General features: G+C 41.2%; 9 protein-coding genes. 8 read left to right on the top strand and 1 reads right to left on the bottom strand.

The window, feature by feature from the left end; all coding sequences use genetic code 11:
- Positions 1 to 144: 144 nt before the first annotated feature.
- From VB073_RS16440 to VB073_RS16405, 8 genes are all read left to right on the top strand, one after another.
- A complete protein-coding gene (locus tag VB073_RS16440; RefSeq protein ID WP_323405278.1) occupies positions 145 to 963 on the top strand; it encodes an AraC family transcriptional regulator in 819 nt (272 codons plus the stop codon).
- Positions 964 to 1,127: 164 nt separating this feature from the next.
- Positions 1,128 to 2,033 (top strand): alpha/beta hydrolase, encoded by a 906-nt coding sequence (locus VB073_RS16435; RefSeq protein ID WP_323405277.1) that lies wholly within the window; start codon positions 1,128 to 1,130, stop codon positions 2,031 to 2,033.
- A 431-nt stretch (positions 2,034 to 2,464) separates the two neighbouring features.
- Positions 2,465 to 3,790 carry an IPT/TIG domain-containing protein gene (locus VB073_RS16430; protein ID WP_323405276.1) on the top strand — a complete coding sequence of 442 codons (1,326 nt, stop codon included), beginning with the start codon at positions 2,465 to 2,467 and terminating at the stop codon, positions 3,788 to 3,790.
- A gap of 21 nt (positions 3,791 to 3,811) precedes the next feature.
- Positions 3,812 to 6,904 carry a TonB-dependent receptor gene (locus VB073_RS16425; RefSeq protein ID WP_323405275.1) on the top strand — a complete coding sequence of 1,031 codons (3,093 nt, stop codon included), beginning with the start codon at positions 3,812 to 3,814 and terminating at the stop codon, positions 6,902 to 6,904.
- A gap of 23 nt (positions 6,905 to 6,927) precedes the next feature.
- A complete protein-coding gene (locus tag VB073_RS16420; protein WP_323405274.1) occupies positions 6,928 to 8,967 on the top strand; it encodes a RagB/SusD family nutrient uptake outer membrane protein in 2,040 nt (679 codons plus the stop codon).
- A gap of 36 nt (positions 8,968 to 9,003) precedes the next feature.
- The gene (locus VB073_RS16415) at positions 9,004 to 9,900 is read left to right on the top strand and encodes a BT_3044 domain-containing protein (RefSeq protein WP_323405273.1); all 897 of its coding nucleotides are present in this window, start codon (positions 9,004 to 9,006) and stop codon (positions 9,898 to 9,900) included.
- Between the two features lie 20 nt (positions 9,901 to 9,920).
- Positions 9,921 to 11,171 carry a BACON domain-containing protein gene (locus VB073_RS16410; RefSeq protein ID WP_323405272.1) on the top strand — a complete coding sequence of 417 codons (1,251 nt, stop codon included), beginning with the start codon at positions 9,921 to 9,923 and terminating at the stop codon, positions 11,169 to 11,171.
- 90 nt (positions 11,172 to 11,261) lie between these two features.
- Positions 11,262 to 12,587 carry a glycerophosphodiester phosphodiesterase family protein gene (locus VB073_RS16405; RefSeq protein ID WP_323405271.1) on the top strand — a complete coding sequence of 442 codons (1,326 nt, stop codon included), beginning with the start codon at positions 11,262 to 11,264 and terminating at the stop codon, positions 12,585 to 12,587.
- Between the two features lie 90 nt (positions 12,588 to 12,677).
- On the opposite strand, the gene VB073_RS16400 is transcribed toward VB073_RS16405, so the two are convergent.
- Positions 12,678 to 15,137, bottom strand: coding sequence for an outer membrane beta-barrel family protein (locus VB073_RS16400; protein ID WP_323405270.1), 2,460 nt, complete (start codon positions 15,135 to 15,137; stop codon positions 12,678 to 12,680).
- Positions 15,138 to 15,360 lie beyond the last annotated feature (223 nt).

Below are 15,360 nucleotides of genomic sequence, written 5' to 3'. Positions count from 1 at the left end.
ATAATAGAGGACCGATACTCTCTCTTAGAAAAACAGCTGAATATAAAAGCAAATGAACTTTTAAGAATAATAAATTTGAGCCATATAGAAAATAATAATAAAATTTTATTGTATATATTTGCGTAAAATTTTAAATGCAAAACTATGACAATTCCACAGGGAACAACCATTTTTAATTATTCGGATATTATCTTCAGTTATATCGTGAATGATGATTCGGTCTGTACGCATAAGGCATCGGCGCATGCGCTGATATATGTCTATTCAGGAAAGATGTCCATTACAGAGAATGGTCGACAGATAACTGTGACAGCAGGAGAATGTGTGTTTGTGAAACGTGACCATACAGTAGTGTTCGACAAAGGTCCGTACAATGGAGAGAGGTATCAGGGTATCTCATTGACGTTTGCACGTAATTTTCTGAGGGATTATTTCAGGGGGTTGGATCAAAAAGGTATTCCTAAAAATCTGGAATCATTCTCTTCTTCTGTGGTGAAACTCTCTAAATCACCGGATATCGACAGTCTGTTCTATTCAATGATTCCTTATTTTGATTCTGATAATAAGCCCAATGACGAACTGATGCAGTTAAAAATACGAGAGGGATTGATTTCATTACTCCATATCGACCAGCATTTCTATCCAACGCTATTCGACTTTACAGAGCCTTGGAAAATAGATATCCTCGACTTCCTCAATAAGAATTATATGTACGATCTTACCGTGGAGGAAATAGCTTCCTATACAGGTAGAAGCCTCGCTACCTTTAAAAGGGATTTCAGTAAGATCAGTGAGTTGTCGCCTCAAAAATGGATTGTCCGGAAAAGATTGAACGTAGCTTATGAGAAGATAAAGATAAGGGGAGAGAAGGTTGCGGATGTTTGTTTCGAGGTGGGATTTAAGAATAGGGCACATTTTACCACTGCTTTCAAAAGACAGTATGGCATTACCCCTACGCAGTAAAGAGGGTGAGCGTTTCAGGAAAATATATTTGAGCCAATAAGAAAAACAGACTCTTTTTTTTATATACTAAATTTGTATCGTGCTTATTTCAATATCAGGTTTTATCCGAAGATATGAAACGCATGGAATATAAATCGTAGTATTAATGTATAAAAATCAAGAAAATGAAAAAGAGTATCACTTTTAAGAATCGCGCGATTGATGTAGCTGCCGATCTCTATCTTCCGGTAGATTGTAATGAAAATGAAAAATATGCTGCTATCGTAGTGATCCATCCCGGCAGCAGTTGTAAAGAGCAGACCGCTGGAATCTATGCTGAAAAACTGTCCAGAAAAGGATTTGTTGCACTGGCCGTAAATGCTTCCTATCAGGGAGCAAGCGGTGGGGAACCCCGTGATATCGAAGATCCGGCTGCACGTATGGAAGATATCCGCTGTGCCATCGATTACTTGGTTACATTGCCTTATGTGGATGCCGAACATATCGGTGCATTGGGTATCTGTGCCGGAGGTGGTTATGTGATCAATGTGTCAATGACCGAACGCCGTATCAAAGCAGTAGCTACATCGGCAGGTGCCAACGTCGGGAGATTGTATCGTGGAGAAGATCCCATAGCAACTATCAAGATGTTGGAACAAATTGGTAAGCAGCGTACCACCGAAGCACAAGGAGCCGATCCGTTGATTGTACCCTGGGTGACGGAAGACCAAAAGGAAGCGGAAGACATCGATCTTCGGGAAGCTTATGAATATTATCGTACCCCTCGTGGACAACATCCTAACTCGACTAACAGACTTCGTTTTATAAGTATGGCAAACGTGATGGCATTTGATCCTTATAATATGATAGAAACGTTATTGACCCAGCCGCTCCAAATTATTATTGGGGATAAAAAGGCTGCATTCGCTTCTCACAACACCGGAAAAGAGGTGTATGCAAGGGCGGCATCCAAAGGCAAGGATTTGTATGTTATTGAAGGTGCAAGCCATTACGACTTGTACGACAATCCCGAAGTGACCGATAAGGCTGTCGCCAAACTCACAGAGTTCTATCGTAAAAATCTGAAATGAAGTATTTCTCTTTCGTGAGTATGGTTGATTATAAATATACAACTTGTGAATTTTAATAACAGGTGTATAATAATAGTGGCGGGTTTTTAACAGCTCGCCATTATTTTCTATGAGAAGTTGTATCCGATTTCACCTCCGATGATGTGGAATCGGTTTTTATTTGAATTAGTATTTTTTAACTATACAAAATTAGTCAAACGTTTATTTAATTAAATATTGTTTATATATTTGTGATTATTTAAAATAATGACAGAGATGATTATATAAAACCAATTCAGACTTTTTATGGGCAATCCATGGATAATAAGTGAATAATCGCCATTATATATTATAAGATAAAACCATTTAATAATAAATATAATGAGAATCTATGAAAACTATTTATTAATTTTTAATTACTAATTCGCATGAGTAAAATAAAATTTTTCTTTATGATTTTATTGCCGTTACTCATAGGCTGTAACGGTAATAGTGATGAACAGTCAAACCAATACGACAAACCTCATGATCCCAATAGAACTGTCGTCATTGAGGATATTGGCCCCAAAAAAGGAGGTTTAGGCACAAAAGTTGTTGTTAGTGGGGATAATTTTGGGAATGACAAAGAGAAGGTCAGGCTTTTTTTCAATGACAAAGAGGCATTGATCATAAAAGTACAGGATAATGCTATCTATGCTTTGGTTCCCAAACAGCCCGGGGAGTATTCAACTATTAAAGTTATAGTTGATGGTAAGGAGTCTGTGTTGCAAAACACTAAATTTCAGTACTATATAAAAGCTGTAGTGACAACTATTGCGGGGAGATGGAATGTCTCCGCAAATCCTCCAGTCGACGGTCCTGCATTAGATGCTACATTCTATCGCCCTGCAAAGATATCAGTCGATGATATCGGGAATGTATTGGTTGCGGATGACCAGACCGGAGCACGTATGCGGTTGATATCGACGAGTGAAAACAGAATGACTACAGTGCTTAATATGAAAGTACCCTGGAGTACTACCTTTAACGAACAATTCACGCATAATTTCGTGATGGAAAGAAACCGCACTGAACGACCCATTTTATTTTATAGTATGAGTAAGGCGAGTAATTATATCGAATCGGATATATATTATGATCAGCAGGATGAACAGGGAAACTGGATATTCGGCTCCTATACAGCATGTGCTCTTGGTGCTGATGATACATATGTTTATATGATGAGTGAGAGTGGTGAACGTTTTGTCAGGGTTCATCAGGAAACTAGAAAAGTAGAATTGATCGGTCAAAATATTCCGACAGGACAATATTCTCATATGACATTCAATGCTGTAGACCGTAAAATGTACCTCTCGTTAGAAGCATCCGGACGTATTATGCGTTTCGATCCACAATATATTCCACCCGGAAGGACTACTCCTTGGATTACCTGGGATGATATGGAATGGATTATTGGAACGGGTCTTGTCTCTTCCACTTCGAAAGAGGGACACGGACGTGAAGCCCAGTTAGGTACATTGTGTGGCTTAGGATCCGACCATGAAGGTAATGTATATATCTGCGACCAGAAATTCCATTGTGTATGGAAGGTTGACCCGCTTCTTAATTGTACGATATTTGCCGGTCCTCCCGCAGGTCCCGCTGTCTCTGGCTACAGGGACGGAAAACCGGAGGAAGCCCTTTTTAACCGTCCGTACGATATTACTGCTACATATGATGGCCTTATTTACGTGGCTGATACGTTTAACCGTGTTGTACGCTGTATTTCCATCCAATAATAACTATAAGATATTATGAAAATGAAATTCAACAAAATTGTAGCATTTACATGCTTTTTATTATGTTCCTTCGCAGTTTACCCTCAATCGAATATAAAAGTTTCAGGTGTAGTTACCGATAAAATGGGTGAAAGCATTATTGGTGCAAGTATATATGCCAAATCGGATCCTGGTACAGGGGTTATTACCGACTATAACGGAAGGTATGAATTAAGCGTACCGCCCGGAAGTATACTGGTCTTTTCTTATATCGGATATTCTGTTCAGGAAGTACAGCTTGGAACCAACAATAACCAGTTTATAAATGTAGTGTTGGAAGAATCCGCCCAGGAACTCGAAGAAGTCAGCATTGTGGGTTATGGTATCCAGAGAAAAGTGAGTGTTGTCGGATCAATAGCTACTGTAAAGCCGGATGAACTGAAAGTGGGCGGTGTTACTTCTGTTACAAATAACCTTGCAGGACGTATTGCCGGGTTAATTGGTGTACAATCCAGTGGTGAACCGGGATCGGATGTCTCGGAGTTCTGGATTCGTGGTATCAGTACTTTTGGTGGAGGAAGCAGCGCATTGGTATTAATTGATGGAATAGATCGAGGTACTGCGGGTCTGAATGATCTGGCACCTGAAGATATTGAAAGTTTCTCGGTGTTGAAAGATGCCACAGCTACGGCAATTTATGGAGCTCGTGGAGCCAATGGGGTCATTCTTATCAATACCAGACGAGGTGAAGAGGGGAAAATAACCATCAGTGCCAATTTTAAAAGCAGTATGGAGACACTCCCAAGATTACCGGAATATTTGAATGCCTATGATTATGCAAAATTAGCTAATGAGGCAAGGGTCGTAAGAGGAGGACTTCCGGTTTATTCGCCGGAAATATTCGATATCATTCAATATGGGATGGATCCTGACCTTTATCCTGATGTGAATTGGCAAAAGGAAATATTAAGGGATAAGGCGTATGCTATGCAGGGTAATATCAATATATCCGGTGGTGGAAAATTGGCGAGATACTATATGAGTATGTCTTACCGCACTAACGATGCTATATACAAACAGGAAGGAATGAAAAAATACCATTCCGATGTACGTCGTAACCAATATTCTTTCCGGAGTAATATAGATGTAGATGCTACCCCTACTACCAAAGTTAGTTTGTTACTTTCGGCAAAATTGATAGACCAGAACCGTCCCGGTCTGAGTAGTACAACACAGATATGGAATGCTGTTTCTAATATAACGCCAATGACGGTCCCCGTAAGGTATTCTAATGGCATGTTCCCTTCTTATGGTGAGGGAAACAGTACCTCACCCACTGTTTTACTTAATGAGACCGGTTACAGGTCCGACCGTTCCAATACGATTGAAACATTGTTGACCATAGAACAGAATCTGGGAGGATTGGTCAATGGGTTAAAAGCTACAGGAAGTATTTCTTTCGATAATGATAATAATCATGCTCAAGCGCGTTATAAAATGCCTGATTTGTATATGGCAGTCGACCGGAACTGGCAGACAGGGGAGCTCCTCACGACAAAAACAGTGGTAGCCTCTCCGATGAGTTATGCAAGTAGTTCATATGGAAGGCGTACCATCTATATTGAGGGACGAATGAACTACGATCAGATTATCAATGACAGGCACCGTGTGGGAGCACTTTTTTTATACCAGCAAAAAGATTACCAGCGAACAGACGTATATAACGAACTTTCTTCTATTCCAAGGAGACATCAGGGTATTGCCGGTAGGTTCACCTATTCTTTGGATGATATATATTTTGTAGAAAGCAATTTCGGATATAATGGTTCGGAAAATTTCCCAAAAGGGCAACGGTTCGGATTCTTTCCTTCGGTAGCCTTGGGTTATGTGGTATCTAACTACGAGTTTGTGAAAGATAGATTACCTGTAATCAATACATTAAAATTTCGTTACTCTTTCGGATTGGTAGGGAATGATAAGATAGAAAGAGATGGCTCTGAGGTCCGTTTTCCTTATCTAACCAGGGTAAATATGAATGCCACTGGTTATTATTTCGGTGATATACCTGGTTATTATTACGGTGTTACGGATTCTGAACTGGGTTCTACCGGTTTGGTATGGGAGAGTGCAAAAAAGCATAACTGGGGTATAGACCTCACTTTGCTGGATAATGCGTTAAACATTACAGTAGACGCTTTTCTGGACAAGCGCGACAATATATTCATGGAACGTAATACATTACCCGGTACATTGGGAGTGAGATCCACTATCTGGGGTAATGTGGGAAGAATGAAGAGCTGGGGTACCGACGGAACTGCTTCCTATACCAAGAAATTTGGAGATTGGACTATTGAGGCACGCGGAAACTTTACTTTTACCAGGGATAAAATCATAGACTACGATGAGGTAATACCCAGGTATCCTTATCTGGCTAGAAAAGGCAATCCTTATGGAATTACCCGGGGACTTATTGCTTTGGGCTTGTTCAAGGATGAAGATGATGTAAAGAACAGCCCCACACAGTTTGGAAAAGTAATGCCAGGGGATATCAAATACCAGGATGTGAATGGTGATGGTGTAATTGACAGCTATGATGTAGTACCTATCGGAAATGCCCGGATTCCCCGGATTCAATATGGATTTGCCACATCGGCACAATGGAAAGGATTCGATTTTAATGTCTTCTTCCGGGGATCCGGTAAATCGGACTTCTTCTTTGGAGGAACAGGTTTTTATCCTTTTGTTGGAGAAAAGTTGGGTAACGTACTCACCATTGTGAATGATCAGAAAAACAGATGGACGCCGGCATCCTATTCTGGAGATCCTGCAACTGAGAATCCCAATGCCCGTTTTCCACGCTTGACTTATGGTAATAACCCGAATAATAACCGTAATTCAACGTTTTGGTTGGCTGATGCAAGCTTTTTACGATTAAAGACAATGGAGATAGGTTATACCTTCCCAAAAGCATGGTCTCAAAAAATGGCAATGAACAACTTGCGTATCTCAATCATTGGAGACAACCTCTATGTGTGGGATAAAGTGAAATTCTGGGATCCGGAACAAGCCAGTGATAATGGTGCCGTATATCCGCTTACCAGGTCTTATACCGCTGTATTACAAATGTCTTTTTAAAGAACAGACTAAAAATCACTACTATGTTACAAAAGAAAATATTAAAAAAACTAGGCATATTTTTCGCAAGTATCACACTAACCCTGGGGTCGGTGTTTCACTCCTCCTGTACTTTTCTGGATATTGATCCCTATATTACTGACCTGTTTACCCTGGATTCGGTGTTCGCCAAGCAGGAATATGCGGAGAGATATCTCTATAACATTTACAGTTATGTAGTCGATAATGGCTCTTTCCGTGGAAACCCGGGCAGAAATAATATTACCATGCCCTGGACACCCATCTCCGATGAAGCTGTATCAGGATACAAACGTGGTAATTATCATAATTATGCATTGTGGTCGAATAATGAGTTGACCCCCGAAAATTTCTATGGTTTTGATAATCGTTATGCGTTGTTTTACGAAGGTATCCGTAAAGCCAATACTTTCCTTACGAGGATAGATGAATGTAAAGAAGCAGGTCCTGTGCAGATATCGGAATGGAAAGGAGAAGCCTCGTTTATCAAAGCATTGTGCTATTTTGAGTTGATGCTGGCCTATGGTCCCATACCCATTGTACCGAATTATCCGGTTGATTTCGATACTCCTATGAGTGAACTAATGGTTGAACGCAGTACTTGGGATGAATGTAGTGAATATGTAGAAGGTCTATTGAAGACCTCTATAGCACTACTTCCGGAATTTATCATGGATAAGTCGAGCATAGGTAAGGCAACTAAAAATTCTGCAAGGGCAGTATTATCACGCCTTACCCTATATACGGCCAGTCCATTGTTTAATGGGCAAAATGGTGAGTTTGCCAGTTTCAGGAATAAAGCGGGAGTTCCATTGTTGAATCCTGAAAAGAGTATGGAAAAATGGGCCAAAGCTGCTGCTGCTGCCAAAGAGTTAGTCACTTTGAAATCGAATGATCTGTACACTGTTCCCGCTATGGTAAATACCCCGGATGTTCCTATCCCGGAAAATGAAAAAGGAAACTTCCCCAATGGAGCAGGAGGTATAGATCATTACCATTCCTACATTGATATGTTCAATGGAGAATGTGTACAGGCCTCATCCAACATAGAACTATTATTTACCAAGCAAGGCTCTGATGCCTCGGAATACGGGCGTTATATGGATCCTGGAATGATAGACGGGTGGAGTGGTTTCTATTTCCCGCAGCGTATAGTGGATATGTATTATATGGCCGATGGCAGGGATATAAGCAATTCAAGCGCTCAATATCCCTATGAGCAAACTGGATATACCGATCGGGACTCAACTTTCTCCGGAGATAGGATGACCAATGGTTACACTTTACTGGCTGGAACCCGGAAGTGGTACGCTAACAGAGAGATCCGTTTTTATGCTACGGTTGCATTCAATAATTCATTTTATCCATCTGTCTCTACACCTCCCGACAGGGTGGGTGCCGATGGTAAAGTCGCCAAATACTTTGCCAATAGCATAAGTGGAAAAGAAGCTGCAGCCCAACGTCCTTCTGCACAAGGGGAAGAGTATGCGATGACTGGTTACTTGTGCCGCAAATTCAATCATTACGAAGATTCCTGGCTTCCTAATGGACGAAGAAAAGCAAAATATGGAATTCTTTACCGGATGGCAGAGGTCTACCTGAATTATGTGGAGGCAATGAACGAGTTGGATGGCAGTTATACTGTGGGTGAAATAACGGTTTCACGCGATCAGGCGGAAATGAAACGTTGTTTCAATCTTATTCGTTATAGGGTAGGCCTACCAGGTATTACTGATGCCGATGTGGCCAATCAGCAAAGAATGAGAGAGCTGATAGCCCGGGAGCGTTTGCTTGAGATGATGTGGGAAGGAAGGCGCTATTTCGATACACGCCGTAATAAAACCGCTGTAGTTCACGAAAATGAGCCGGTTATGGGTCTTGATGTAAGTGCCAGGACGCAGGATCCGGAACGATTCTATAGTGTTATAAAGGCTACAGAGAGGCCTTATCTCTATAAGGTATTCTCTACCCGTCAGACTTTCTGGCCCATACCTAAAGGAGAGATCGATAAGAACTACAATCTTATCCAGATGATTGGGTATTAATTCAATGTTATAATGATTATTATTAAAGTTAATCGTATGAAGACAAATAGGATAAAAGCAACCGGGCTGAACACAGTCATTATGTTTTGCCTGATTTTAATATTGGCATCCTGTTCTAATGAAGTTGATTTCGGTGAGCAATACAAAAAAACTGTGTACCTTGTAAACAGCAATAATCTATTGTATGTTGGAGAACATTCATTTGATACAGATAATGATGCAATAGCTATCTCTGTGTATTGTGCATCGTCAGAGCCTATCACTCAGGATCTACGGGTGAGATTGAAAATCGATCGCTTTGCATTAGACTCCCTGAACGCCCTTCAGCTTTTGGCAAATCCTTCCTATACTAACAGGGTAATGTTACCCGAGGATAATTACCAATTGAATGGAGAGCAATATGTTACCATTAAAGCAGGAAAACAATACGGCGTTTTATATATTCCGTTTGACTTTTCGGATCTAGATCCCTCCATACCTTATGTACTGCCTTTGTCTTTGGTTTCAAATAATGCAGATTATCAAATAAATCCCAAATTGAAATCAATTGTATACCAGATTGAAATGATAAACCAGTATGCTGGAAATTATAATGGTAGTTCACAGACCTCTCCGGCAAGTATCGCGGGTATACAACCTGTATTAAAGGCTTTGTCCGTTAATAAGGTGAGAATGCCTATTCATAACCTCTCTGATGATGAAGAGGATATTCTTACCAATTTCATGGTGTTGACAATAGCAAAGGACAACAGCGTTTCTATTTCTCCGTGGGGAGTTGCAGATGTCACAGATCTCGGTGGTAGCAAATACGACCCTGAGAGACAGTCGTTCGAGTTGTATTATCAATTCACGGACGCTGCCGCGAATCGCCAGAATGTAACTGCTTTCATAAGAAATATCGATGCACCGCCACTGGAAGAAGATGAATTCTAATTTTGTAAATAAATTATATTATGGATAAGATAATAAGAATATGTATTCTCTGTTTTTTTGCAGGTATATTATTTGCTTGCAGTGATGATGAGAATGTTACAGTGTCAACCGAACCCTATTTTGGCATCGCCGGGAATAATTTGGCGCAGACTTTTTCAGGAGATCCAGAAATAAAATATGTTACGGTAAATACCAATCAGCAATTTACAGCGATATCTTCTGACCCTTCCTGGTGTGCGGTTGAAATAATAGATGATAAGGTCGATAATCTGAAAATAACAGTCTCCAAAAATGAACAGGCAAGCGATCGTGCCACTCGAATTACGGTTTCTTCAGCCGGATTCGATAATGTTGTTATTGATGTGACACAGACATGGACTGCTTCTATTACTACCGATAAACCATATCTTTTACTGAATAATGACAATCTGGAGTTTACCCTGAAGATTACGACAAATATTGATTATGAATTGGAGTTGCCGGATTGGATAACTGAAAAAAGCAGCCAACCTGATGGTACCTACACTTTTGCTTTTAGTGCAATTTCACCGGGTGAACGTTCTGGTAATATTATCATCAAGGCTACCGATGAGAGTTCTTCAACAAGGCTAAGTGTGCCTATTGTACAAAGGGAACGTATAAAAAAGGTTGGTTCCTGGTTGTTTGATGATCCTGCTAACCTGACAAAACCTACAGTAGGAAAGGCTTTGGAGATGGTACGTAATATCGCTCATAATCCTGATGCTGAATTTGTTTCGGTAGATGGACCTGCGGGCAATAATAAAGCTGTACGTATTCCGGTCAATTGTCATTTTTTGGCAGATCATGGTATGATACCCAAAGAGGAACAAAACTATATCACGGAATATACACTCTTCTTCGAATTTAAGATTCCGGCTATAGGGAGATTCTATACATTTTTCCAGACCAATCTTAATAATAACGACGATGGCGAGATATTCGTGAGAAGTACCAACCCGGCGACAATTGGCGTAGGTGCGACCGGTTATGCCGGGAATGTACAACCCGAAGTATGGAATAGACTCTACCTTTCTTTCAAGCCGGGAGATGTGAAGTTTTTCATGAATGGAGAACTATTCCATACCAGTACCACCACCGATGCCCGTTTCAGGATCAATCCTGCAGCTGTAATACTATGTGGAGGTCCTTGGACAAAGAAAGATGATAATGAGTTTGATATTGCCGAGATCAGTATCTGGAACGGAGCATTGACAGCAGACGACATCAGGGAATTAGAAGGAATTGAATAAGATTTTGTAAAGAGGGGGTGTCAGGTCGAAGATTTGTACATCCCCTTTTGCTCCCAATTCTGTATGCATAATATATTGAAATACATTATAATGAGATTTTTTAAAGCGTACTTTTTTCTTTCCATCGGTTTATTATTATCATGCGGTAGCGAAGATAAGACCGGAAATACCGATTTCTTTACGGTCAATCCAACAAACCTGACTTTGAACTTAGATGCGGAGGCTACAAATAACTATTTTACTGTCAAGTCAGATAGATCCATTCAGGTTGGTTCCGATAGTCCTGATTGGTGTAAGCCTACTCTGTCAAATGTCTCAATTGATAACCTGAAAATAGCTATTTCTGAAAATCAGTCGTTTCAGGATAGAAGAGCGATCGTTACGGTCAGCAATGGTTTGGAGAGTAAAAGTATTACAATCAACCAGAAAGGTATGCAGGCTGATATATCGGTAGACAAGAATAGTGTGGTTATACAGTTCGGAAAACAGGAGTTTACTTTGGAAATAACTTCTAATATCCGGTTCGACCTTGAACTTCCCGAATGGATTAGAGAGAAAGAAGACAACGCTTGGCAAAAGGGCAGGAAGAAATATACATTTTTACTCACAGCCTTACCGGATGACTTATTCTACCGGGATGGACTGGTAATCATTAAACCGAAAGGGGAATCTGCCACAACCAATCATGTTTCTGTCTCTGTGACTCAGAGAGCCATTACCAAGATCATCGCTCATCGGGGATATTGGCTGGTTCCGGAATATCCGCAGAATTCGCTCGCTTCATTGCAACGAGCTGTTGATCTGGGTGTGTATGGATCAGAGCTGGATGTCTGGATAACCAAAGATGGAGCGCTGGTATTAAATCATGATGCGACTATTGGTGGGATAAATGTGGAAAATTCAAATTATGCAGACCTCAAGGATATAAAATTATCCAATGGTGAACCAATTCCGACCTTACAGGACTGTATTGAACTTATTAAAAAAGGAGGACGGACTAAGTTGATCATTGAAATTAAACCTCACTCTTCTGCAGCCAACGAAAACAGGGCGGTGACTGCCGTACTCGATCTCGTAAAGAATAGCGGAGTGGTGGATAAGGTGGATTATATATCTTTCAGTCAAAATATATGTAACGGACTTATTGCTGCTAATCCACAAAACCGTGTGGCTTATCTCAATGGAAATCTGAGTCCGGAAGCATTAAATGCAGACGGATATTGGGGGCTCGATTATTCGTCCGCCATACTCAAAGCAAACACCGGTTGGGTGCAGTCTGCCAGAAGTCTGGGATTGACAACAAATGTATGGACAGTCAACTCCAACGCAGACTTTGATTACTTTATAACAATGGGTGTCGATTTTATCACGACCGATCAACCGCAACTCCTCAAAGAATTATTATCCTCAAAATAATTATTCGGGATAAATTAGGTGTAGTCAGTGCCTATAATCATTTTATATCCCGAAATATGAGATAGTTCGTCTTGTCATTATCTCAATGAGTTATCTGTTAGTTCCCTCGAACAGATCGTGATTGGGGCCTTCTGCTTTACGCTGTGGCTTGAAATTATTGAAAGTGTATGTCAATGTCATTGTGAACAGAGGGGAGCGGGGATAGATTTTACTGAGTGTCTCCATACCGATGCCGGACCGTGTGTTGATATACTTTGCAGAGGAGAGAATATCCCTGACGACAAGGCTGGCCGTCAATTTCTGTTTGGGGAATTGTTGTCGGGCTGCGAGATTCAGGTAGAAGAACCCATCTACACGTCCCTGGGTACTTACCATCGGTCCTACATAATAGGCCTCCATCCTGACACGGGTGTTCTTTGCCACATCGAAATTGTTATTGACTGCCAACTGCCAATTCCAGCTCTCTTCGTCATCATCGATCTTAAATTGATTTTTTATCTTGTAGAAGTAATAACTGGTATTGGCGTCCAGATTCCAATACTTATTGAGTTGCAGGCTCGCCGCCAATTCCAAGCCGGTAGAATAGTCGTTCCCGACATTGGCCATCGAGTCGAGCGTGACACTTGAATGGTAGGGGACACGTAGTCGTTCAATTTTATCTTTGCGGGCACGGTGGAAGAGGGTAGCAGAAATCGTATTGCTATTCTTGAAAGTGTAATTATATCCTGTCTCCACCGAATTGGTATATTCCGGTTTGATGAACGGATTTCCCATCTGGGCCGTGTTGTAATCCACATATACGACATAGGGTTCCATGTAAAACAGTTCCGGTTGGGTAATCCTGCGACTGTAGGCTGCCCGGATCTGTGAATGGTCATTTAAAATATAGGAAAGATGTACCGACGGGAAGAAGTCAAAACGATGCCAGTTATGACGTGCCCATTCAAAATTGTTTCCCAGCTTGCGATAACTGTACTCTCCCCTTAATCCCAACTGATATCCGAGGCGGTTGTGTACATCCGAGACCATTGTATACAAGGCATGGATATCCCTGCGAAAAAGGTATTTATTATAGAGATCGTCCTGACGGACAAAAGCATCCTGTTGTTGGTCAAACATATCAATCTTGTAGTCCCCGTCTTCAGTATATGAAAACAGCTGATAACCCGATTCAAATTTACCGGTTTCATTGCCAAAAGGATAGATATAATCGGCTTTTACCTGTCCGGTAAAGCGATATTCATATTCCCAGGCACGATGTCCCTGCACCTGCTTACCCTGCATATCCCACAGGTCGGTCTGGAAATTCTCCATTGCGCCGCCTTCGTATAATCCATATAGGGAGGCAGTCAACTTGTGCCCTTTCCTGTCCGGGAAGTTATGGTCCATGCCTAAGTCAAGTCTGGAATGGGATTCGTACAGGTGAACGAAATCCTTGCCATTAAAAGATCCGTATCTCTTTTCTCCTGTGGCTACCGTTTCGTAGGTATCTTCGTAATGCAACTCTCCGCCTCTCCAGCGATCTCTCCAGCCTCCCGTGATGGCAGCCGACCAGGTGGTGTTGTCCCTGTACCAGTCGAAAGACGATGTAAGGTAATACCATGCCGTATGCCTTTTCCTTAAGCCCGTGGAATGATCAGTCGTCAATAACTCCGGTGTGATGATTTTTTTCAGTTGATCATAATCGCTCAATACAAAGCGGCGGGATGCTTCACCCGATAACTGCCACCGGAAATCCTTTTTGCGGAGGGCAAACAGAAAATCAATGTTTCGCGACCAGACGGAGCTTCCCATCAGGTTGACCATTCCGCTCCATCCCTCTATATCACTTTTCTTGGTGTTTATATTGATAATACCGGCCGCACCATCGGCTTCGTTCCGGGCAGAAGGGGTGGTCAATACCTCGATGTTATCGATCTGACCCGCAGAGATCTGTTCCAATGCCGCAGCACCGTTTAGCGATCCCGGTTTCCCGTCAATATATACTTTAAATCCCGAACTCCCCCGGAAGGTAATTTCACCCTCTGCATCCACGCGAATGGAGGGAGTCTGCATCAGGATGTCGGCGGCAGTACCTCCCGCGGCAGAGAGAAATTCTGCCGCTTCGATCACTTGTCTGTCCAACTTATATACCACCTGTCGTTTCCGGCCTGTTACGACCACTTCTGAAAGGAGTTGCTCATCCTCTTCCAACAGAATATCAGGCAATGAAATTTTTCTTCCTTCGGTAGAAATCTCAAATGGATCGGTCCCTATTGATTTATAGCCGACAAAACTGGCCTTAATGAAATATTTGCCTTTATCCTTGGTAGTTAGGGTGAATTCACCTGAAGGATCGGTCACAGTGTAATCTGCAGGCGTACTGTCGTTTACGTTATATAAAATAAGGGTGGCAAATTCTACAGGGGTACCGTTTGTTTTGTTGATAATCCGGCCTTTTAACTGATAACTCGTTGAAGTTCCATTGCTTTGGGCTGAGATACTGGTGATTGCAGTAAAGAGAAATAGTGTCAGAAGAAGATTGTAAACTGTTACCTGAAAAAACCTCATAAAATATTATTCTTTTAAAATACAAATGTAATAAAAGCCGAATAGCGAACCAAGCTTGCTTGAGTTGGCCTGAGGCACATGTTACATTCTACAAATGTAGTTAAAATTATACTATCAGAAAAAGTAGTTCCGCACTTCATTTTATCATCCATTGAAGGTGATATAAAAGTTTCTTTGTGTACAAATAATATTTATTTGAATTAACTTTGTGTCATTGAACAAA

Origin of the sequence: Proteiniphilum sp., assembly GCF_034927365.1 — a bacterium.
Lineage (GTDB): Bacteria > Bacteroidota > Bacteroidia > Bacteroidales > Dysgonomonadaceae > Proteiniphilum.
Note: the sequence above shows the minus strand (reverse complement) of the source record. Positions and strands in the feature narration are given on the sequence as shown.